This window comes from Paenibacillus anseongensis (assembly GCF_009757995.1).
Lineage (GTDB): Bacteria > Bacillota > Bacilli > Paenibacillales > NBRC-103111 > Paenibacillus_E > Paenibacillus_E chondroitinus.
Genome location: NZ_WSEM01000032.1, coordinates 14,929 through 38,475 on the forward strand (window position 1 = coordinate 14,929; position 23,547 = coordinate 38,475).

Annotated in this window: 11 protein-coding genes; all 11 read right to left on the reverse strand. The window is 47.3% G+C overall.

Annotated features, from left to right (window positions below; translation table 11 throughout):
• Window positions 1-80: 80 nt before the first annotated feature.
• Entirely contained in the window at window positions 81-1,019 is a 939-nt protein-coding gene (nadA, locus tag GON05_RS29980) for a quinolinate synthase NadA (RefSeq protein WP_157324474.1), read from the reverse strand.
• A 201-nt stretch (window positions 1,020-1,220) separates the two neighbouring features.
• The gene (ftsH, locus tag GON05_RS29985; RefSeq protein ID WP_157324475.1) at window positions 1,221-3,173 is read right to left on the reverse strand and encodes an ATP-dependent zinc metalloprotease FtsH; all 1,953 of its coding nucleotides are present in this window, start codon (window positions 3,171-3,173) and stop codon (window positions 1,221-1,223) included.
• A gap of 97 nt (window positions 3,174-3,270) precedes the next feature.
• Window positions 3,271-3,810, reverse strand: coding sequence for a hypoxanthine phosphoribosyltransferase (hpt, locus tag GON05_RS29990; protein ID WP_127457153.1), 540 nt, complete (start codon window positions 3,808-3,810; stop codon window positions 3,271-3,273).
• A gap of 70 nt (window positions 3,811-3,880) precedes the next feature.
• Complete coding sequence (gene tilS, locus GON05_RS29995; RefSeq protein ID WP_246239583.1) at window positions 3,881-5,320, reverse strand: tRNA lysidine(34) synthetase TilS; 1,440 nt, start codon at window positions 5,318-5,320, stop codon at window positions 3,881-3,883.
• Window positions 5,321-5,331: 11 nt separating this feature from the next.
• Window positions 5,332-6,243: a protein kinase domain-containing protein gene (locus GON05_RS30000; protein ID WP_127457151.1), complete on the reverse strand. Its 912-nt coding sequence runs from the start codon at window positions 6,241-6,243 to the stop codon at window positions 5,332-5,334.
• The gene (locus GON05_RS30005; protein ID WP_157324530.1) at window positions 6,227-6,946 is read right to left on the reverse strand and encodes a vWA domain-containing protein; all 720 of its coding nucleotides are present in this window, start codon (window positions 6,944-6,946) and stop codon (window positions 6,227-6,229) included. The genes GON05_RS30000 and GON05_RS30005 overlap by 17 nt, the downstream gene beginning before the upstream one ends.
• Before the next feature lie 143 nt (window positions 6,947-7,089).
• On the reverse strand, window positions 7,090-15,324 hold the full coding sequence (locus tag GON05_RS30010; RefSeq protein WP_157324477.1) for an S-layer homology domain-containing protein: 8,235 nt from the start codon (window positions 15,322-15,324) through the stop codon (window positions 7,090-7,092).
• A gap of 327 nt (window positions 15,325-15,651) precedes the next feature.
• Window positions 15,652-19,062, reverse strand: a complete 3,411-nt coding sequence (locus GON05_RS30015) for a collagen binding domain-containing protein (protein ID WP_246239584.1) — start codon at window positions 19,060-19,062, stop codon at window positions 15,652-15,654.
• A 183-nt stretch (window positions 19,063-19,245) separates the two neighbouring features.
• A complete protein-coding gene (locus GON05_RS30020; protein ID WP_157324479.1) occupies window positions 19,246-19,995 on the reverse strand; it encodes a class D sortase in 750 nt (249 codons plus the stop codon).
• A gap of 89 nt (window positions 19,996-20,084) precedes the next feature.
• Window positions 20,085-22,577 carry a stage II sporulation protein E gene (gene spoIIE, locus GON05_RS30025; RefSeq protein ID WP_157324481.1) on the reverse strand — a complete coding sequence of 831 codons (2,493 nt, stop codon included), beginning with the start codon at window positions 22,575-22,577 and terminating at the stop codon, window positions 20,085-20,087.
• A gap of 351 nt (window positions 22,578-22,928) precedes the next feature.
• On the reverse strand, window positions 22,929-23,519 hold the full coding sequence (locus tag GON05_RS30030; RefSeq protein WP_157324483.1) for a S1 domain-containing RNA-binding protein: 591 nt from the start codon (window positions 23,517-23,519) through the stop codon (window positions 22,929-22,931).
• Window positions 23,520-23,547 lie beyond the last annotated feature (28 nt).

Below are 23,547 nucleotides of genomic sequence, written 5' to 3' on the forward strand. Positions count from 1 at the left end.
TAAGACTCTGTTTCTTCACGAGGGTAACTTACAAAAATGATTTGATGCGTTCTTTCAATTAAACAAGAGAGTAGCGCATGCTACTTTACTTGTAACATGCGCTCTAAGGACAATCTTGCTTTATCGGCTACATCTTCCGGTACATAAATCTCTGGCTGCATGGTCTCCAAACACTTCACAATTTTCTTTAAGTTGTTTACTTTCATGTTCGGGCAAACCAGGTATTTGGTTGCAAAGTGGAATTGTTTGTCCGGGCTATCCAAGCGTAGTTGGTACCCTGTCCCGTCTTCCGTCCCGACAATAAACTCCTTGCAGTCTGATTCTTTGCAATATTTAATAATCGCTGTCGTGCTTCCCACGAAATCGCCCAACTTCACGACTTCTGGGCGGCACTCCGGATGTACAACAAATTGCGCATTTGGATATTGCGCTTTCATTTCCTCTACATCTTTGACTGTCAGCATATCATGCGTATTGCAATAACCTTCCCAGATGATCACTTTTTTGCTTGTGAATTTTGATACATAGTCGCCCAAATTTTTATCCGGTACCCAGATGATCTCATCCGAATCGACGGAATTAATAACATTTATGGCATTTGCAGAGGTACAACAAATATCTGTTTCTGATTTGACATCGGCTGATGTATTGATGTAGGCAACGACCTTAGCTTTCGGATGTTGGCGCTTCAAAGCACGAAGACCCTCAACATTAACCATATCCGCCATCGGGCAGCCTGCACGCTCATCCGGAATGATCACGGTTTTGTTCGGCGCCAAAATTTTAGCGCTTTCTCCCATGAAGTGGACGCCGCAAAAAACAATCACATCTGCATCTGTTTGTGCCGCTTTTTGCGCTAGCAAAAAGGAATCCCCCCGGAAATCGGCAACTTCTTGAACCTCGTCACGCTGATAATAATGAGCAAGAATAATAGCATTCCGTTCTTTCTTCAATTGAAGCAACCGCTCTTTCAACTCTCGGTTCTGCTCCGCTTTACGCTCTAGTGCTAAAGCTTCCATGGATGCTTCCTCCCCTGTCTGGGATGTAAAGTGTACTTCTTAACTATCTAAAAGTAGTATGATCTAAGCTAGTTAAAATTAGAGATTTACAACTAATTTACACATTCCAGCATCCCCTGTCAATGCGTAAAAAAGCCGAAATAAGCAGAAAATCCGGGTACACCTGACGTGTACACCGGATTTACGAGTTGCCATTGCTTGTTACTCTTCGGATTGATCCGAATTCGGATCTTTCTCTTTTTCGAACTCTAATTTATTGCTTTCATTCTCTTTGCTTTGCGGTTGAATGTTCACTTTAACGTCCTCGTCGATCCCACCGGCATTCAGCTTGCCTTTTTCCAAAAGCTCAATAATTTCATCTTTATCGAGCGTTTCTTTATCAAGCAGCGTTTTGGCTACGAGATGCATTTGATCGGCATGCTCAGTAAGAATGGCGCGTGCACGGTCATAACAAGTGCGAATAAAGCTTTGCATCTCTTGGTCAATCTCATAAGCGATCGCATCGCTATAGTTTTGTTCATGGCCAATGTCGCGGCCTAAGAACACTTGACCTTGGGAGCTGCCGAACTGCATCGGTCCAAGCTTATCGCTCATACCGTATTCCATAATCATGCGGCGGACGATGCCTGTAGCCTTCTGGAAGTCACTGTAAGCCCCTGTGCCGATCTCACCGATAAATAATTCTTCGGCAACACGACCACCAAGGAGTCCAGTTACTTTATCCAACAGCTCGTTCTTCGTCTGCATCATGCGGTCTTCGCCTTCTTTGGGCAGCATCATCACGTAACCGCCAGCGCGTCCGCGCGGAACGATTGTCACTTTGTGCACCATATCTGCATTTTCCGCATGATAACCAATGATTGCGTGTCCGGCTTCATGATAGGCGACAATACGCTTCTCTGCATCGCTGATGATCCGGCTTTTCTTTTGCGTACCTACAATAATACGGTCAAAAGCTTCCTCGATCTCAGCCATCGAAATATCTTTACGGTTACGACGAGCAGCAATCAAAGCTGCCTCGTTCAATAGATTCTCTAAATCTGCGCCTGTAAATCCAGTCGTGTAACGGGACAAAGCGTCCAGTTTCACATCTTTGGCAAGCGGTTTATTGCGCGCATGTACTTTCAGTACAGCTTCGCGGCCTTTAATGTCCGGACGGTCAACCGTGATTTGACGGTCAAAACGACCTGGACGCAATAAGGCAGGGTCAAGAATATCAGGGCGGTTCGTTGCCGCGACGATAATAATACCTTCGTTAGCGCCAAACCCGTCCATCTCAACTAGCAACTGATTGAGGGTTTGCTCACGTTCGTCATGTCCGCCACCTAATCCGGCGCCACGTTGACGACCGACTGCATCGATCTCATCAATGAAAATGATACAAGGCGAGTTCTTTTTCGCGTTCTCGAACAAGTCACGAACACGGGATGCGCCGACACCGACGAACATCTCTACGAAGTCAGAACCGGAAATACTGAAGAACGGAACGCCTGCTTCACCGGCTACTGCCCGTGCAAGCAATGTTTTACCTGTTCCCGGAGGACCATTGAGCAGAACCCCTTTAGGAATTCTTGCGCCGACTGCTGCGAATTTCCTTGGATCTTTGAGGAATTCAACAACTTCGACCAGCTCTTGTTTTTCTTCATCCGCACCGGCCACATCTTCGAATGTGACACGTTTCTTCTCCTCATTATATAAGCGGGCACGGCTTTTGCCGAAGTTCATCACTTTGCCGCCGCCACCCTGAGCTTGGTTCAATAAGAAGAAAAACAGGATGAAGATAATGACGAATGGGATGATAGAGGTCAGGAAGCTAATCCAGACGCTATCCCGCTCCATTGTCTCATACGTTTCTGACGGAACACCATTGGCTTCGATCAGTTGAACGACCAATTGCTCGTACGGAGCATGCGTTTCAAAGCTCTTCTTATCTGCTCCGCTTGGAGGATTAATATACTTACCTTTAATCAAATACGTGTATCCATCGAACTTGAGGGTTACGGATTCCACATTTTTGTTAACTACCGCTTGGCGGAATTTATCGTAAGTAATTAATTCCTTTTGTTCGTTTTGGGTACTGATGAAATGGACGATACCTACTGTTACCAAAAATATAAGTAAATAAAAACCGGTATTCCGGATAATTCGATTCATCCCAAGCCTCCTCTCGAACGGCACACTTTTATTATTTTACCATATCCCGGTAAAGCACTACAACATAACCGCAATGAAGAAGCCCGGAGATATGACATTAGGTTGAGTAAATCTCTGGTTTCAATATGCCGATAAATGGAAGGTTACGGTATTTCTCTGCATAATCCAGACCATATCCGACAACGAACTCATCTGGAAGCACATAACCTGCGTAATCAGGTTCGAGTTCAACGGTTCTGCGTGCCGGTTTATTAAACAGCGCAACGACCGAAATCGTCTTCGCATTGCGTCGCTCTAGCACATCTATCAGATAACTCAGCGTTAAACCGCTATCGATAATGTCTTCCACGATAAGAATGTGCCGTCCTTCTACGGGAACATCAAGATCTTTGATAATCTTGACGACACCGGATGACTTCGTGGATTGACCATAGCTCGAAACGGCCATGAAGTCGAGTTCCAATGGCACTTTAATTTGCTTCACAAGGTCAGCCATGAAAATAAAAGCTCCCTTAAGCACGCAAATGACCAATGGATTCTTGCCTTCGTAATCTTTGGAGAGTTGCTCTCCTAATTCTTGAATCTTCCCTTGAATCTGTTCTTCACTGTAAAGAACGTCTTGAATGTCGCTGTACAAGGATGAACCCCCTAGTTTATATTATGAATCCTTATAAATTTACATTCTAGAAGAACGAAATTTACGCATGTTACTTCAGCACGAGCTTCAGATGAAGCACACGTTCTGTATCGGGACCAACAAGAGCGTGCTTGGACCTACGAAAGCCGGCAATCCAGAGGATTTGTCCGGAAGCATCGACCAGTAACGGGATGACCTCACGCCGGCTTAGCGGCATTTTGGCATCAATGAACATATCTTTTACCTTTTTGGACCCGTTTAAACCATACGGTTCCAATCGATCTCCTGTCCTGCGGCTTCGAAGAACTAGCGGCAGTTGAAGTTGATCCAGATCCAAAAATACGTCAGTTGCGGATGAGAGCAAAGCTGCTGTCTCTAGCGAACTGACAGGCATCCATGAGCAAAGCAGTTTGGCTTCTATTTCCGGCAGGTTCAGTACATCCGTATCAGATCCGATCGCATAAGCATAAGGCTTCGGCGAGGGAGCAGATGTCTGAAACTGAATGGCTTCATATTCTCTCACAATATAAAGGGCATCATCCACCTGCAGTACTTGATTAGAAACCTGATCCTGCAAGATCAGCTCGCGGATACTTTCAATCCGGTTAAATTCCAGCCGGTCCATTCCCAAACAAAGACAGTTTAATATTAATTTAATCAAACGCCTTTGTAAAGCAACGTGAAGTCCGCTGAAATCACTTCTCTGTAGCCGGCAAGCCGCTTCCTGAAAAGTCACTATCCGGCGTAAAACCTGCTCGGTCTCCCCAGCCAAATAATCATCCTCAGCGCGCATCATATCCGTCAATCGATTCAGCGACTCCGGCAGATGTTCATTGTACTGCTTCAGCATCGGCATAACATCCAGCCGAATTTGATTACGAAAGTACTTCCGCAGCTCATTGCTGCTGTCTTTACAATAAGTAATATGATGCTGAGCGCAATAATTCACAATATCTGATTTGTATATACGTAGGAAAGGACGAATCAGTTCCACTTTTTTTTCTCGCCTGCGTTCCGGCATCCCGACAAGCCCGGACGGGCCTGTTCCTCGGAGGATTCGCATCATGACTGTTTCCGCTTGATCATCGGCATGATGCGCAAATGCAATTCGTTGAGCATCATAATCTTCAGCAACTTGATGAAGGAATTCGTACCGCTTCTCACGCGCGGCTGCTTGCCCATTCAACGCCGTTTCCTCTATATAAGCCGGTACATCGATGACGCCAATTTCACAAGGTAGACTCAGCTTCTTCGCCAACTCCATCACAAATTCGGCTTCCCCATCCGATTCCGCACCCCGGAACTGATGATTCACATGAGCGACAACCAGCTTCCAGTTGAAACCGGGCGATAGCGCAAAAAGGACATGAAGCAGCGCCACGGAATCAGGTCCTCCTGAAACTGCGACGACGACGACATCTCCCGAATCCGCCAACTTCTCTTCGGTCACTCGCTGCCGCACCTTGGCGACAAGATCGATTTCCATACTGTCTTCCTTTCCGACTTGCATGTTCCTAGTTATTAATTCGGCCAATAAACATAAACAGTAGCTGCAAAAATAAAAATGGAGGCCGCGAAGCAAATCTTGAGCCACGGCATTTTCAGAGCGGGTTGTGTAAGCTTTTTACCCGAAATGAGTTTTTTCCAATAATGAAAAGCTTCCTGCGACGTAGTAAACTCGCCTCTCAATGCTTTTTGGAGAAATGGCGCGATCTGGGCAGCTGCTGAATTTTCTCGCATAATGACCATAAGCTGATCCACATCTCTGTTTTGAGGGAGCATCTTGTTCATTGCCGTGAAGCGTTTGCGCTGATCGAGCGATTTTAAAAGTAAAATGGCAAATGAAAATAAATCATAGCTCTCTTCCGCAACCCGCTCCCCCATCTTCCAATAGCCGCGATCGTACACTTCCGTCAGTTGCTTAATCGCTCTGCCTTTGGGTGTCACCCCGCCGAAATCAATGAGGTCCACATCGCCATACTTGGATACGATCATGTTCTCAATCTTCAAATCCCCAAACACATAACCGCTCTTATGGATCTCCGTCAGCTTTCTGAGCAGGTTAGAGCCAATAACATAGATCCAATCCTGCCCACGCTTATGTATAAAATGAGAGATTGTCATTCCATCAATATATCGCATGACATAGAAAGAGATCTCTTTCCCGCGTACCTGCATATCATCCGCATCGATTAAGAAGTTCTTAAAAGATGTATCTGTGAGGGATATGGCGAGAAGCGAATTAATCTCCGATTGATGGTCAACCGTTTCGTGTCCTGCTTTTAGAGCAAATCTGGCCGTTCCTCTTCGTACGAGAACCACAACACCGTTAGAGCCAGCACCTAATAAACGTTCGACCACATAACTGCGACCGTTCCATTTGCCTTGGATTTCTGTCCCTGGACGGAAAGCTTCCTCATACCACGTAGTCACTCAGCATCCCATCCTCGGTAGTTGGTGCGACAGGCTTCTCCGTCACGAACTGCAGCGTCTGCAGGAGCGCCGGACCCGTCGGAGTCGTACCCTTCATGTTTATTTTATAGAACATCTTGTCTAAATTTGCAAGCTGATTCGTCCAGTTGAGATCCATCTCTAGTTCTTGATCCCTTGTTTTGGTTGATGGAAAATGGAACACAGCTAACTCACTTTTGCCACTGCGGGCCCTAAGACTTAGCAGAAGATCATGGATAGCTTCCCGCACTGCTGCAAGCTTGGGCTTCATACTAGCACTAGCATCTATTAAAAGCGCTACGCGAAGGGAAGTAGTTTCACTCATGGAATCGATCACCTGCACGACCTCTGCCCGCTTCTCAGGCGGAAGCTGCTCTAATTGATTAATCCCCAGAATGCTCTGCAATTCCTTGCCTACTGCATGCTGTATCGTTGTTGTTACGGTTTTGCGTGTCATCATCTGAACGGTTTGGGACAGCTGGATCGAATTGACAATCCGACTCATTCCCCCGCCTGCCGCGGCAATCTCGCGAATCTCCTCCGTGCCTAACAGGCCTAACTCCCCTTGGTCGACCACACCTATGACATTCACAGTTACACCTTCTGTATGCGCCTGTGCAGCCGCTATAACAGGACTCACGCCAACATTCGAGCATCCATCTGTAATTAACAAAATCTGTTTCATCATAACAATTGCCTCCCTGACATAAGGAAAATTTGCTCTCTAGCAGTTCTTCTCCTAGTTTTTCCATTTTCGAGAGGCTCTAATCACCTGGAATAGAAAGAAAAGAAGCAGGATACCCCGAGGGGCTCCTGCCTCTATTTTCATTACCAGAGTGGCTCAGGTATCAACTTGGTTAATGTTTCTGAGCCGTCTTCATTGCGTTTGTACTCATGCGTATTGGCGCTTTCCTCTACTTGCTCGAAGCCCCAATAAGACGGGGAGACGTCAGGGAAAGACTGACTGGCGTTTTTCAACGGACCGCGGTGCAGAAGACGATTAATCATCGTTACAGCTTCTGCGCGAATCATCGCTTGCCCCGGTTGGAAGGAGCCGTCCGGATATCCGTTAATGATGTGATAACGGTAAATCTCCTCAATCTCATTCTTCGCCCAGTGCGCAGAAATATCATTGAAATGAAGATTGTTGGATGCATCTGCTTTCAGGTTCAGGTAACGGGCTATGACAGCCGATAGCTCAGCACGCGTAATCGCGGTATCTGGCCGGAACGATCGATCCTCATACCCGCCAAATAAGCCGGCTCTCGTAGCAGCCTCAATGTACTCGCTGCCCCAATAAGCGATTGGCACATCGGGGTAGAGTACTTCCCCTTTCACTGTACTGCGCAAATCCATGATCCTTGCGAAAATCGCCGCAACTTCAGCGCGGGTAATATTGCGCAGCGGTTTGAACTCCAGATCAGGGTATCCCATGATATATCTGGTGTGCTTGCTATTCTCATAGCGGTTCGAGAACAACATCACTTGAAGTGTAGACTTGTCGTCTTCCAGATGTACGAGCGTTGTCTTACTTGAAATCGATGCTTCGTTCGTTACGTTTTGTTCCGCTTTGGGAAGAGCGTTTGACAACACTTTCACTTTGTAGGTCAACGACCCTTTTCCATTGGCGGCCAAATCACCGATCGCCCACGTGACCGTATTTCCGTTCACGGATCCACCTGCTGAGTCAGCGACCGTCGTGTAGTTTGGAATTTGTGCGCTAACGTTAACTCCCTGCGCTAATGTGCCTGTTTTGTTGCTGTATTCAACCGTAAACGTGATTTCTTGTCCTTCACCATAATTGGCTTTGTCCGAAAATAAATGAACGGACAAGTCTGTTTGACCCGTCAGAACAATACTGCCTCCGACAGAGCCGCCATTGCCTTTGTCTGATGTTGATTCCCGCTGCATTTGCAAATCGTGCTTAACGATTGCATATTCTACGGATATCGTCGGGCTGATATACGTCACATATCCCGGTTTCGTAACTCGGATGTAATAATCCGATGTCGGGAAGACCATGTACGCGTAATCTCCGGCAGCGTCTGTATTCTGCGGGTTTTTGTTATCGTTTGGCGCGAAGCCTACAAGAACAGGGAGTGGAACCATGGTGTGCTTAGTTTTTCCATTAATTTCATTTCTAGGCGTATCTGCATAGTACAGCTCAACATGCGCATCTTCGATTACTTCCCCCGTCATGGCATCCGTAACTTTACCATAAGGGTCGATAAGCTCAAGCGCAATGTTCAGTTCGCCATCGCTGCTGATTTTCAGCTTCGACAGTTCCCCTTGCGCGTTCTCATTCAGCACAATGAATACGCCCGGCTCTACTTCATAGCTAATTTCCATCTTGTATTCGCCTTGCGTCAGGCCATTCATACTGAACGTTCCGTTGGCTTGAAGCGGAACATTCGAAACTTCATGATTTGAGCCATCCAGCAAGCGAACTCTCATTTTGTTCGTCATGTCCGCAGGAAACACACCGACACTCTGATTGTCGTTACCTACTGCAATAAGACCGCTGGCCCCTTTGGAAGGCATAAATTCTTCATGTCCTGTACCGGAAACCACACCTGCCGTTATCGTTTGTGTGTAGGTGATAAGTTGGGTTTGTCCACCGATTTGAACAGGCTTCGTAATTTGCATTTGATAATCGACGCCTCCGCGAGGGATCGCGATTTTGTAATAGCCTTGGTACGTATCTTTCGTAACCGTGTAAGCATCACCAGTAAAGTCGACGCCGGGATTCCCGTCAAAATTAGCCGTAATGACAACATGAGCTCCATTAACCGGTGTTACAACGCCATCGATCATCTCCGTAACAATTCCGACAATGCTAGCCGGTTCAAACGTCATGATAATTTGCGCTTTGGCATGGAGATCGCGCGGACTGTCGTCAGCAACTGCCTGAATCGGGAACCGCTCGGAGATGATGCCCTCGATTACGGCAGACTTGAACGTTACTTTTGCTTCACCTTTTTCATTCGTGACAGCCGATGAGCCACCAACGAAAGTACCGATTGGAGCACTGAAGTTCACTTGAACATTCGATAGCGGTTGACCCGCTTGATCCAAAACGACTGCCGTTAAAACAGTCGTGGACTGCCCATCGCCGACAATGCTGCTAGGATCAGCTGTTAAGACTAAGCGATATTGGCTAAGCTCGGCGTCTACGATAACTTGGTTGCTTCCAACTGTGCTCGGTATCGCATAGAACGTTTTGCTTGCCTCTGCGTAATTCTCAGCTTGTACCACGATGCTATAACGTGCTGCCGGACGTTGTCCGAAATTGTAGCCACCGTTAGCATCCGTTGTTGTTTTTGCGATTTCCACATGGTTGGCATCTTCCTTGTACAAGGTAACAGTAGCGCCGGCGATTGGCCGGTGTTCTCCTGCAACTGTAATGGTGCCAAGAATTTCAATCGCATTTTTCACCGTAAAACCATTATTGCCGCCAAATGCGCCGTTAGGTGCATCTGTCTGGATGTCATGACCGCCGATTGCCGCATCGTAACCTTTGAAGGTTAATTTGAACGACCCTGAAGTCTGATTGCCCAGAATATCGTCCGGTAACCGTGTCAGCACGTTTTTCCATTCTTTATGGCCATCTGTGATGTATGTTTCCGGATTCGTAAGCACGAATTGAATAACTTCGGAATGAGAGCCATGGATATAAACTGCTTCCACTCGCTGCACATCGTTAGAGCTAACGGCTGAAAGCTTCAATGGATCCCCTGGTGCAAGCACCGGCTCTGTCCATGGCGAACGCGGCTGACTACCCGCCCATCCGTCAATCGGATCCCCAACAACGTATAGCTTATCTTGAATGCTCTCTTCTTTTCCGCTCTCGGCGGCTGATGCCTTCAGGCCGATCAGATACGGATGATCGTTGTCATACGGAGTGCCTTCCGGAACATGAACGACTAGCTGCAGCGCCTGCTGCTGTCCGGCATTCAACATGAAGCCCGGGACGCTGCCTTGATTCACATCCGGAGAGATGTAAGTCCATTTCCACTGGCCCTGATCAAATGCCCACGTGGCTGCCACTTGGCCATTAACGATCACATCCGTAGTAAATGGCGTGTTCAATTCAAGCTTAAAGAGATCTACACCGGCTCCCGTATTCGTCACAATGTGCGGGTACGTTGCGGTTTGTCCGGCCTTCACACTTTGATCCGGAGCTGTATCCAACGAGTGCTGCCCAAGTATAATGGCGTTGATTAAATTTGAACTCAGCTCATCATACTTCTTCCCGCCCTTCGAAGGGAGAGAGTAGTATTCGTTTAAGGTATACTTGACGCTATATACCGAGCTAACCACGGTATCGTTATCCGCCTGCAATTTGAATTGTAATTCGCTGTTGCTGCCAGGCTGAATCGGCGTACTCTCCCAAGTCAAGCTATAGGTAGATCCGCTTACTGTAGCCCTAGGATCTGCCCAGCTGATATGAACGCCCGATGGAAGCTGGATCGTGGTAAACGGGTTGAACGCGGTACTTTGCCCGTTATTCGTCAGCTTCATGGTGAAGAGAAGCTCCTCACTCGCCGTATCGAACGGAACGGAACCATCCGGACGAGCCGGTTTGATGCTGCTTAACAGCAGGGAAATGTCGGGTTGAACGACGTTCACGGACAGCATCTCGGCCGATATGGTTCGAGGAGCGCCTTCAACAGCCGCTGTCTGATAGTCAAGTTTCGGCGTGAACTGTGCAATGTAGCCGCCCGCCGGTCCATCCGTTTTCAACCTTGTAACAATTTGATACTGCGCGGATGGGTCCGTCGGACTGGCATCCCCTGTGATAGACCCAAGCGGATACTTATCTCCAACTTTCGGAATATCAGTGACAGAGCCGCCAACGATTTTGCCTACCGAAATGATATCCTGTTGGACAAGCCCTGACAGCGAATCAAGATTTACATGATACGAGGTCGTATTAAGCGGCTGATCCAAATTCAGGAGATAGGTCACTTCATCCCCAGGACGCACTGTCGTCGTGCTGTTGTTCGTTGATTCTTTAATTGAAGCCGATACCGTCAACACATCTACAGAGAGTACCTGCGGCAAGGACACTACAGGCGTGTAAATGGCAACCGGAGTTGTTTCCCGGGACTCGTATCCGGTTATTTTACCGTTGATCGTAATACCCGTTGTCCCCGGTAAAACTTCTGGCTTCGTAGTGACTATGAAGTTCACTTTCTTCTTACCGCTTACAGCTAGATCAGAGAGCGCGGACCATGTAAGTGTGTCGCCGTCGCTAAGGGATCCGCCGTCCGAAATCGAGCCTGGCTTCACGTTCAGTTCGCTTGGCAGCTTGACTTCCACGGAAGGCTTGTATGCTGTCGCGTTCCCGACGTTACTCAGTTCAAACTCAACTGTGATCTCGGTGTTGGTTTTGGAAAACTTCGTATCGGTAATTGCTACCGGAGCTATGGTCAATTTGGGCTGCATAATAGCAATGCTCGTTACTGCATCAGCCGTTTGGGCTGGGTCGGAGCCGTTTTGCTTATTCCACTTGGCTACAGCCGTAGTTTTGTACGGAACTACTTCAGTAGAGTCGAAAACACCTGCTTTTGCTCGTGCTTGAAAGGTGTATGTGATCACTTTAGCCCCTAGTGAGGCATCCGTCTCCAAATTAGTTAAAACTTTAGTGAGCTTGTTCCCTGCAACTGTAAAATTATTAGGATTGTTCGTTAAAGTAAAGTTGCTTCCGAGTGAGTCGACTACATCTTCAACGACAACGTTGTACGCTATCGTCCCCTCAGGTATTGTCACTTCAACTTTATAGTCTACGGTATCTCCTGGACGAATCTTGGTAATATCGCCACTGCTCGTTGCTGTAATAACATTCGTAATCGTGACGCGTGGAACATCAACTGTAGCTGAACCTGCCACATAATCATACTTGGCGCCGCCACTATCAGGCAGACTGTAGTAGTCTCCAGTGGAAGCTAAAATGCTTTGCGTTGATCCTGACCCCTTAACGTTATCAAGACGGGCAATGAATGCGTATGTTACCTCAGCATTATTAGCAAGTGTCGTCACTTGCGGGAACGTCATCGTGACCCCAGCTGCCGTCCCGTCTCCAGAAACAAAACTAAATCCTGCAGGCAGCGTTACTGTTGGCGTAAAGGTATAGGCCGGGTTCAGCCCCTTGTTCTTCACCTTGACAGTGTAGGCTTGGGTATCTCCTGCTTTCATGGATGTTGTAGCAGGACTTAAGGTAATTTCCAGCTGCGGCGCTTTAATGGTCACCGTAGGCTTTTGTGCGCTCTGAACGGATAAGCTTTTCTCTGTAATGGATGCCGCTTCTGCTTTCCATTTGAAGGTAGCGCCAGACGTATCATTTACTGATGTACCGGCATTAATCTTCTTAACCGTGGTTTTAACATAATACGTATATGTCGCACCCGGTGTCTCCGACATTCCGGCGAGTTTAATGAGGCCCGCTGTTGTCGTATCGACAGTTGGTGATCCCGTACCCGTATGTGTTAGGGAATCATACCCTGTATACGTCGCAGCATAATCTTCATTACTCGGTATTTCAATTTCGACCGATGGTGAATAAGTCACGTTGTTAGCCGGAACTTTCACTTCCACCTTGTAAACTACCCAATCTCCAGGCTTCAAAGAAGTTTTCGTACCCGAGGTATCCTCAACGGTCTTCGTAATCGTCGGTCCGGCTGTTGTTAGCGTGGTCGTCGTCGTCTCTTGTCCGGTGTAAGGACGATTGATGACTCCTGCTGATGTATTATTTTGCCCATAGTAGGTCCAACTCGCATCTTTCAGCACAATATCTCTGCTCGCGCCGATTGGATTAATTAGCTGAACTGTGTAAGTCAACGTAACCGAATTGGTTGTGCCTGGTTGTATGGAAGGAATTTCATTGAATTTGATCGAAGTGTCTGTCTGCGTATAGTCCTCACTTTCCGGCAAGTCCTGCAAGCCATCCGCTAGCTTATCCGTCAGCTTGACATGATAGGCCGGTGTCGATCCATTGTTCGTTAGCTTGATTGTAATTGTAACGGATTCATTCCCGTGAAGGTCCGTCGTTTTACTCACTGTGCGCGTCATGCTCACGTCTGGCTCTACATAAGCTAATTCAACTTCCTTACGCTTGCTTTCAACGATACCTTCTGAGTTCTCGTAGGTAAGGACGACTAAGTTTTTAGCTCCTTTATCCTTGGTGACGTAGCTGGTATCGTTTTGAATCCGCACTTTTAATTCTGTGGTCAGTTGGTTAACCTGACCCTCGACTAGATCCGTGTTGCCAAAATCCCACACGAGAGCTTGCATATCATCTTCGTATGTAGGCGTTATTCCATTAATTTGATAAGTGCTAAGTGAGCCTTCATACAGCGTGCCGAGAGGCAGATAGTCATAAAGCTTAACTTTGTGCTGTTTCGCCGGCAGTCCCACAGCGTCGTAAGCCACTTTAAAGCTAGCCGTGTCACCTACGGTTACCGCTTGCTTCAGCTCATTGACCGGCTGGCCCCCCACGGTAGTTCCATCGTTCACTCTAACGATTTTTTCACTAACACTAGGCGTTGTCACGTGAATGTCCGTTGAATCGGAATCGGTAACCGTTCCTGACGAAACAGATACACCGCTTACCTCAGCCTTGTTGACGAGAACGTCCGCTGCAACTACATTGCTTCCACCGGATTTAGCAACCTTCCAAGTCGACCGAACGGTGGCTTCATAAGTAATCGTGAATTCACGGTCCGTGGCACTTGCGTAGTTCATATCGCCTAGCGTCCACGTTAAGGCTGTAGTTCCATCCGCTGAAGCCGATTTCGAGAAATCACGGGATATCGTTGCACCGGTTGCATCCTTAACTACTGCCGAACTATCGACAAAGTCCTGCCCGTCACCCAGCGTATCTTCAACGGTGATCCCTGTCACAGGAACATACTCATTGACTTTGACACGCAGCGTGTATACAAGCCTGTCTCCGTATCCGACCTCGCTTCCTGCTGAGGAAGAACCTGCCTTCTTCTGTACACCTTTATAAATCACGATATCTCTAGCAGTCACCTTCTGTGTCACAGACCCCGTGAAGGTTTGACCGTCCACAGTAGCTGAATAGTCAAACTTATCGTCCTTCTGTGTGCCATGCGTCATGATATGATTGCCTGAGTCCGCATTCAAAAAGGCCGCCTGATAACTAAACGTTTTCTTGCCTTTTCCGTCCTCGCCTGCCACTGTTAGCGCTGGAAGCGTCCAGTTAATGGTGCGCACCCCGCTGGTAACCGTTTGTGTCGGCGTTCCGGTTTGGCCTGTAAAACCGTAGTGCTCCACTGCCGCATCCGTTGTCTCTTTAAAGAGTGTGAACGTTGTAGATGACCGTGCATTATTAACCATTTCGATCTTGTAAGGAAGCTCTCCCCACTCTGAGCCTCCTGCAGGAGGTGCATCATCAGGGCCTGCCCCCTTCACATTCTTCACATCATTGATAAGTCGGATGGAAAAAGGCGTGACCTTGATGGCTTTGCTCCACGTCTTGGTAGGTAGCGCAGCGTCATAGTATAACTTGCGGGGATCACTGCTCGCGTATAACCGAACCGTAGGCGTCAACATAGTCCCAAACGGAACCAGACCGCCGCTATTTGCTTTCCTGTAGTTATTAGAAACTTTGATTTTCACAGGAAAATCGAAGCTTTCCCCGGCAGCGATATCTTTGATATCTTTCCAGAAAGCTGTAATGGTTCCTGTTGCGCCATCCGTTACCACTGTACTGGGACTCATATCGGATGCCAGCTCAAGACCGTCCGGCAGTACAACTTCAACGCCAACGTTGAAGGCCATCGTTCCCGGAGCTTTATTATGGGCATGGACCAAAATTTCCGTATCGCGCCCTAGTACAGCTTCCGATAATTCTTTCTTTTGTAGTCCATTCGGATCATTAGGATCCGAATCATACCCAGTTACACTAAACTCATCGAGCTTAGTTCCATCAAATGCATAAGATGGTGCAGCCTGCACCGCGCCAAGCATACCGCCAATTAACTGGATGACCAGCATCAGCGACATCAGAATGGCAATTTTCTTCCGATAACGCAGCATGATTTACCTCCACTATAATTGTCGCAACCTGAATACTGTTCGCTCATCTTAGATGCACGATTGCTCAGTTTTTCCTCAGCTCAAACGCTTGATCTTCCCGTTCTGTAAACCCAACATTAACGACTTTCCATACAACCTATTGCCATCCCTCACCCCATTTTTTTTAACTGTAAAGAATCTATTTATAGTTAACCATGATTATAGTCCTACTTGCAAGGAAATATAGGACCTAATTCCTAATTTTTGCAAGAAATATGTCATAATTTATCACAATAAAGCAAAAAAAAGCCCTAACAGCAAATGAGCTGTTAAGGCTTGGCATTAACTTTAATTTTTACGCCATTTTCTCCGTAAGAGGAAGCCTAGAAGAATGAGCGCCAAACCGGATAATTTCACTGCCGTGTGACTGGACTCACCGGTCACCGGGAGTGTCTCCGGCTGGAGACCATCCAACGTCGTTGGCTGTGGACTGAGCGAAGGCGCAGACCCGTTTGATTGAGCAGGCGTCGGACTCGGCGACAAACCAGGACTTGGGCTTGGGCTTAAGCTAGGACTCGGACTCGGGCTTGTGCCCAGACCCGGACTTGGCGAACCGGACGGAGCAGGCGACGTACTTGGCTTCGGTGATGTTGAAGCACTCGGAGTCGGATCCGGATCATTCGATGATGAATCGTGTTTTGGCGGATTCGTTGGCGTGCTGGATGGTGGATTAGACGGCGTACTAGACGGCGTACTAGACGGCGAATCCGTTGGCGTGCTAGTAGGCGGATTAGATGGCACGGTAGACTTCGTATTGGTTACCGTGATTGAATAATTCTCACCCGAGCTCAAGGATACCGGATATTCTTTATCCGCATCCAAAGCGTACCCAGCTGGCGCTGCACTCTCCTTCACTACATAGTTGCCCTTCAACAGGCCGGTAAAATTAGCAACTCCATTTTCATTCGTGGTCATTGTACCAATCCGATCCAATGCCCTGTCAGACTTCCGGTACAAGTCGAAGGTTGCTCCACTGAGCAATACGGTGTAATTCGACGCATCCACCTTTTTCACGGAGAGCGAGCCTCTTACACCGCTGCCTGTGCCGGAACCGCTCGAAACGCCAACGATGATATCCTGCACGGTTTCCTTGGTCACTGTCGTTACATTGTTACCACTCAGGATAACCTTATTGGAAACAGTATCCCTATCATTAGCCGCGATGAGCGATTGGTACTCCAAGATATAGGCGGAGCTAATAGGATTCACGAAATGCAGGCGGAACGTTTGTTTGCCGCTTGCATCCGTTTCAATTACCAAGGTATAGTCGACGTCCTTGGTTAACTCTGCTCCTTTCGTTACGTTGCCATTCACATCTACTATCGTTTTAAACAGATGGAACGTATCAAGCAGCAGCAGTTGATTTACCGTAGGCGTATCGATTAATAAAGCGTCATTCAAAGTTGACTGTCCTTGATTAATCGTTATCATCCAATTAATCTTGTCGCCGCTTTGTAACCCTTTCTTGCTGACGTACTCGCCTCCGTGTGGGATGTTGACCGTCGCTTTCAGATCGTTCGACACAGGTTTACTCGCATCGAATAGTTTGGCTGTGTTGTTTACTGTGGCATTGTTAATCAACTGTCCGTCCAGGCTCGTTTTGAAGACGATGGAGTAAGGTCCTAATATAGGTTGTTTGAACGAGAGTTTTAATTTATTAGCTGCATCAATTTGATACTCGTACTCAGAAGTATCTACTATACTGCCTAATGTTGTGGTCCCATTTGGAGCAATGACCATCTTATAAACAGCAAGCGTGACTGCATCGAGCTTTTGATTTGACTCCAAGAGATCCTCAACAACAGCTTGCTCAATGGGCTTACTGTTATAGTTGACCCCAACTGTCCAAGTAATCTGCTTGTGCGCAGCGTCATAGGTACCGCTTTTGAAACCATTATTCTTGACTTCGTCCCTTGTATAAAAAATATCCGTCACTGTCTTGGTTTGCTCATTTTCCCAACGATCCAACCAGGCCATCTGAGCTGTATTATAGAAGTCTGTTCTGCTGCCTGCAGGTTGAATCCAATCCAGATTAAATGCTGTTTTGTAATTAATGGTTACCGGTCCAGTTAACGGATTCTTGAATCTTACTATAAAGCCATCCTCAGGAGCTACAGAGTCGTCTAATGTATATTCAGATGGATCCAGCACTCCTGCGCCTTGCTTGACTTTAAAGGTATCTGGAAGAAGGCGAAGACCCTTGTAAGGGAATGTATCCGTTACAACCACATGGCTCATTTGCTGGCTGTCCCCATTAATCGCAATATTCCATTCAACTATTTTAGTATTATAATCGATATGCCCGTCACTTTTGACAAGTACCACCTGATTAATCGGCTTAACAACCGTATCGCTGCTTCCGCCACCTGAAGTAACGGTGTTGGTTACGGAACTATTGTCCAGAACAGGCTTACTTGCCTTCGTTTTATAGATTACTTTATACGCCGTTGAAATATCATGAAGAAACTGCAGCTTAAATCCCTTCTTACCCTCGGCCGTCTGTGGAGTCAAAGTATACTCAGTAGAAGGCACTAAACTACCCAACACTTCGCCGCCTACTCCATTAAATGTGACTGGGAATATTTGAAAAGATTCGGCTATTAACTCTTGGGACTCATTGAATAGGTCGGATAACCAGGCTGCCGATTGCGGGATATTCCCCTCATTATAATTATACTGAATTGCCCAACTTATCGTCTGAGTCCCTGTCGCGTAGTCAGTTGCGATCTTCTTAAGCACACTTCCATGCTTGACTTCAACAGTTGCAGTTGCTTGAACCGGTGTCTTGTTGCTGCCAGACAATGTTGCCGTGTTCACAAACGATGACTTGGTTGCGTCCGTAATTGCCGTAGCGAATTGTATCCTGTATGCATGAGTAATTGGGTTATCAGCAAAATGAACGGCAAGAATGCTGTCGTCCGTGCTTACTGTATACTGGCTGCTATCCAACAGTTCTCCCAAAACCATAGTGCCATCCAATTTTACGCCCAGAGAATAAACCGCAACGGAAACAGGCACAGCCAACCCCGCAGGAATAGGGTCTTTTACGACCGCTTGTTGAATGGAGTCCATCGACTTGTTCACATCAACGGTCCAATCAATTTGCTTCGCATTAAAACCGTTAGCCACACCTGCCTTACTTATGGTAGAAGGGACATCCGGCCTGAAAATAAGGGTAAAAACCTCTTCTCCAGATTGAATCGGGATCGTAATAATTTGCGTTGTCGAGCCGGTTATTTGGCTTTTATTAAACTGGGTATTGATCGTGAGGGTCCCTCTCACATTATCATGGCTCTCAATGAAGTTGTTAAATGTAATGATGACTTGGCGGCTGTCCTTGTTCACTTGAAAGGTTCCAACTTGATCATCCCCGGTAGTCAAAGTCCCACCCACGTTATTAAATAACAAAAATTGCGCTGGCAGCATAAACGTATAGGTGTCACCTGCACGGTAACTATGACCGTCCGGCAAAGACCAGGTATAGTCCAGCCTTACTCTAGCTCCCTGATCATAGACGTTTCCTGTCACGACTTGTCCCGCACTGTCGTAAACAGCCATCGTCACGCTCTCCAAAATGTTATCTGTTTTGGAGATTTCAGTCGCGCTTGCTTTAGTTGAAACGCCGACTGCATACAAGCACTGCATGAAGACTAACAAAATGACGAGTAGCAGCTTCAATTCCTTCTTCAACATCTTCATAAATTCCCTCCATTCCTATCCATATGTGGACCCAAAAAACTTAATTCGCCTTTGATACAAAATGTATCAGAAAACACCGCACTACACAATACAAAATGTATCAATATAGTTATTATATGATACATTTTGTATTGTATACGTCATAACTGTATCACATCGGACGAAAGTGAAAGCAAATTCCACTTAGTCCGATGATTCTACAATTTTCCCTTTTATAATTAAACGGTGCGTCGGATTATCCATAGGGTCACAGGTAATTAAGGTTATTTCCTTATCTTTACCATTGCCCTTTAAGACCGAAACATCTGTAGGAAGGACATATTGCTTATCCTCCACGATGTATTTGAACTGTTTGCTCCCTGTCTCGACTTGAATGATGTCGCCAAGGTCAACTTCATCTAATCGGTTAAAATTTTTCCCATAGGTCAAATTTCTATGGCCAGCTATCGCATAGTTGCCCACCCCGCCCGGTTTTCCCGTATTAGCTATACTTGCAACGGAAACCTTCAAATTCTTTACGGTTGCGTCCGTCAAGATCGGAAGTTTCAAATTGATTTTATCGATTCGTAGTACGCCCTCTACATTCTTGGGTTGCGGTGTTGGTTTCGGAGCAGCTTGCAAATCCAAAGGCTGCACTGGCTTTACACTAGGGGGATTAGTAGCAGCCGAATCAACAGATCCAACGGTATCCACTGGGCCCATAGCACCCAAGCTGCCAGTTGTCTCGACTTTTCCTATGAGTGTATCCACACCCTCAGTTTGTGCGCTCTCACTCTCCTCCGACGGGATCTGATCCATGATCTGCAAACTTTCCTGCCATTGATTCATAATCTTTTGCTGCTGGTAACTCTCGTACCGGTCATTCAAGGCTGGATATAGAAAAATCAAAGCCCCGAGGATGATGCATGCGAGAGAAAGCACTTTCCTGAACATGCCATACCGCCTTTCTCATAAATCCTGTAATACCCTTATTTTCCCACACTAAAACCGCAACAGCAAATGAGCTGTTACGGCTTCATTTTCTAGCTAACCGTTTTCGGACGCTCCATGCGCGTAATCCCCGGCCAGCGGAATGTCGCCCATTCCGGCTGCCGCTTCTCTACGCGAGCGACAACGACTGTCATATCATCTTGAATTTCGCCATGATGATGGCGGAAAATCCGCTCCAGCAAACAATCCGCGAACTCTTGCGGCAAGGTCGTGTCAATTTCATGGATCATGCGCTTCATCCACATCTCCTTATTCACCGCATGGCCAGGCGCATCATAGATCCCATCGGTCATCATAACGAGGATATCTCCCGATTGGAGAGGAATAGAAACCAGATCGACATCGATCTCGCTTAAAATGCCCACAGGCAGATTATTGGCGGAGATGGAGATCACCTCGTTCCCTCGCTTAATAAAGCTCGGTATGGAGCCAATTTTCATGAAAGTCGTATTGGCATTGTACATGTCAATCAAGGCCATATCCACCGTGGCATACATCTCATCTGAGGAACGGAGCATCAGCACCGAGTTCAGCGACTTGATCGCCAGCTTCTCGTCCATCCCGGACTGCAGCAGCTGCTGCAGGATGCTAAGGGCGGTCTGGCTCTCGGCCCGCGCCCGCTCGCCGTTGCCCATGCCGTCGCTAAGCGCAACGGCATACTTGCCATTGCCCAGCTCCACCGTGGAGAAGCTGTCGCCCGAGAAGAGGTCGCCCCCTTTGGCTGCGCCGGCGACCCCGGTCTCGACCACATATTCTTTGGCAGAGCCGAATACGACCGTGCTGTAGCCTTCGCCGCGTTCATGCATCTCTTCGCGCATCACGGCGACATTCTCGCCGATGATTTCGCTCAGCAGCGGCGCAATGATTTTCCGGCATTCATCGAAACCCTTCGTGTATTGATGAATGATTTCAATTTCAATATTTCCTTCATCTAAGGAAATAATGTCGATTGTATGAATCGATAGGCCCAACTCCTCCAGCGCATTGCGGATTTGCTCCTCCTGAAGGAACAACTCCTGCCCTTCGCGCTTAATCTCCTTCGCCAGGTCCTCCATGACCTGCGAGACACCAGATAGCTGATCTGCGACGAGATGGCGGCTATCCATAATTTGTTTTTTCCAATGCATATCATTCTTGTACAAGCTATACTGCTGCTTCATCACATCGAGCACCTGATCCGTCTTATTACACACCTTCTTCCACTCTGCAGGTATTTGCTTCTTCGTCATATTCTCCTTTGTCTCAATATTAGTCATCATATCCGTCATAAACGTATACGTCTGATAAAATTTCTGATCCCAGCACTGGCTCTTCTTCCAGCAGGATTCACAAGTTTTCTGTGCAACGGCATTCATGAAATGCCCAACTTCCTCCTCCTTACGGCTGACCGCGTCATCCGTCGTTAGTTGTTTAAAGCTGCGCGACAGCTGCCGGAACACTTCCGAGAACTGCTCCACACGGCTGGCCGTCACATCGCGAACCCGCTTCGCATAGTCCTGCTGCGATTTGAGATTCTCCTGTGTGCCAGGCACATATTTGGCGAGCGTAAGAATCAGGCTCCTCGGCGTAAGGAGAAACAGCGTAACGGCCGCAAGCGACTCCCACGCGGAGTTGATCATATCAGCGCTCGAACCTATATAGAACGATAGAATCGAAGATCCCAGCAACATACCGAAAGCTACAGCGAGCCGGTTCCCTTCCTTGAGCAGTCCGGCCAACATCCCGGAGAAGGCAAGCAAGCTCATTTGATAGATGGCGTTGCTATTCGCAAGACTTAAGATAAGCCCTGTGATGACGCCAACCGAGGCTCCAAAAGGCGCTCCGCCTACCAATGCAAATAGAAGAATCAAGTATCGGGAGAGCACATGCTCCACGGTGACAGGCCCCATCACCCAGCTCACCGTCCCTGTCATAACGGATGCCAATAAAATAATTAAGCAGATGATCTCTTCATGTTTCAAATGATAGTTTTTACGGGTAAGTGTGAATACCGGAATAGCTTGTATGAAAATCAGTGTCAGCACTAGACTAAGCAGTGCCTCTACGGACAGCATCATCAGTGTATACCAGCTTAAGTTCGATACGACCAACTCTGCAAAAAGCTGAACCAGGAAGGTTGAGCTGAAAACGAGCAGTGGAGCGAGTGAAAGCTCTGAACGCTCAAACTTCTCAAGCGCTTTTTGAATGAGCAGGAAGACGATGATCTCCGTAACGAGATATCCTGTATTCGAATTAATGGACAGTAAGCTCCCGGCAAACGCCGCAATACCTACCCAATGTAAAATGTCTCTCCTCGTAAAATAGATAACCGCGATAAAGGCTAAAGCAAACGGAGATAGCTGTTCGAGAATCATCGCACGTCCAAGAAGGAATGCCATAACGATGAGGAGAAAAGACCATTTCTTAGCTACAAAAGCTTGAACAAAACGATTTTCCACTGCCGCACTGTGAGCACCTGTTTTCGCTCTTTGCCAAATTCCTGACCATCCACCGCTAATCGCCGCTCCTAGGCTTCTTCTTTGCATGCTTTGAACACCATCCATTCTTCCCTTATTTGTTTCTCTAGTATAGAGACAATCTAGCAGAAAGTTTGTCAGAATGAGTTGATAGATTCAAAGAAATTTCCGACAAGCCGCGCCAGCCGTGTCACCCGCCCCCAGCCCTTGCCGCGTCTCGCTTTATTTAGCTGAAAGCGTATCCAAAAGTCTGATCCTCCCGAACTTTCGCCATGCAGATGGGGGAGATACCCGTAACTCCATGTCGATTGGAATTGACCATACGATGAATTGTAATAATTGGTAACTCCACAGAAACCATCGAAAAAATAAAAAAACCACATCCGCTTAAGCGTAATGTGGTTCTATTATAAGCATCTATTAGTCTCTTCTTCCGCCTCGGCCACCGCGTTTGGACTCGGTGTTCTTCTTCAGAGACGAAATCCGCTCTTCACTATCTTTAAGGAAACGAGATACTTTATCTTCGAACGAGAACGGTCTAGCTCCACCTTGCTGCTTGTTAAAGCCGCCGCGACCGCCACCACCGCCGCCGCCACGATTGAAGCCACCGCCGCCTGGACGACCGCCGCCTGGGCCACCACTAGGAGGACCACTGCGTTCTCCGCCACTGCTTGGACGACCACCTTGGAAGCCGCCTGGACGATCTCCGCTCGGGCGTCCTTGATAGCTGCTGCCACCTGTACGTTCAGGACGAGCTGGTCTTTCCTCAACTGGCTTGTCAATCGTTTGCTTGATCGACAGTCCGATCTTGCCATCCTTGTCCACGTTAATCACTTTGACCAATACTTTGTCTTCCAGCTTTAAATGGTCATTAACGTCTTTCACATAATTGTCTGCGATCTCCGAAATGTGAACAAGACCGGTAACTCCTTCAGCAAGCTCGACGAATGCTCCAAAGTGAGTAATCCCCGTCACTCTACCCTCTAACTTGGTGCCAACTTCAATTGCCATAAAGTAAAATGTTCCTCCCTTAAAATGT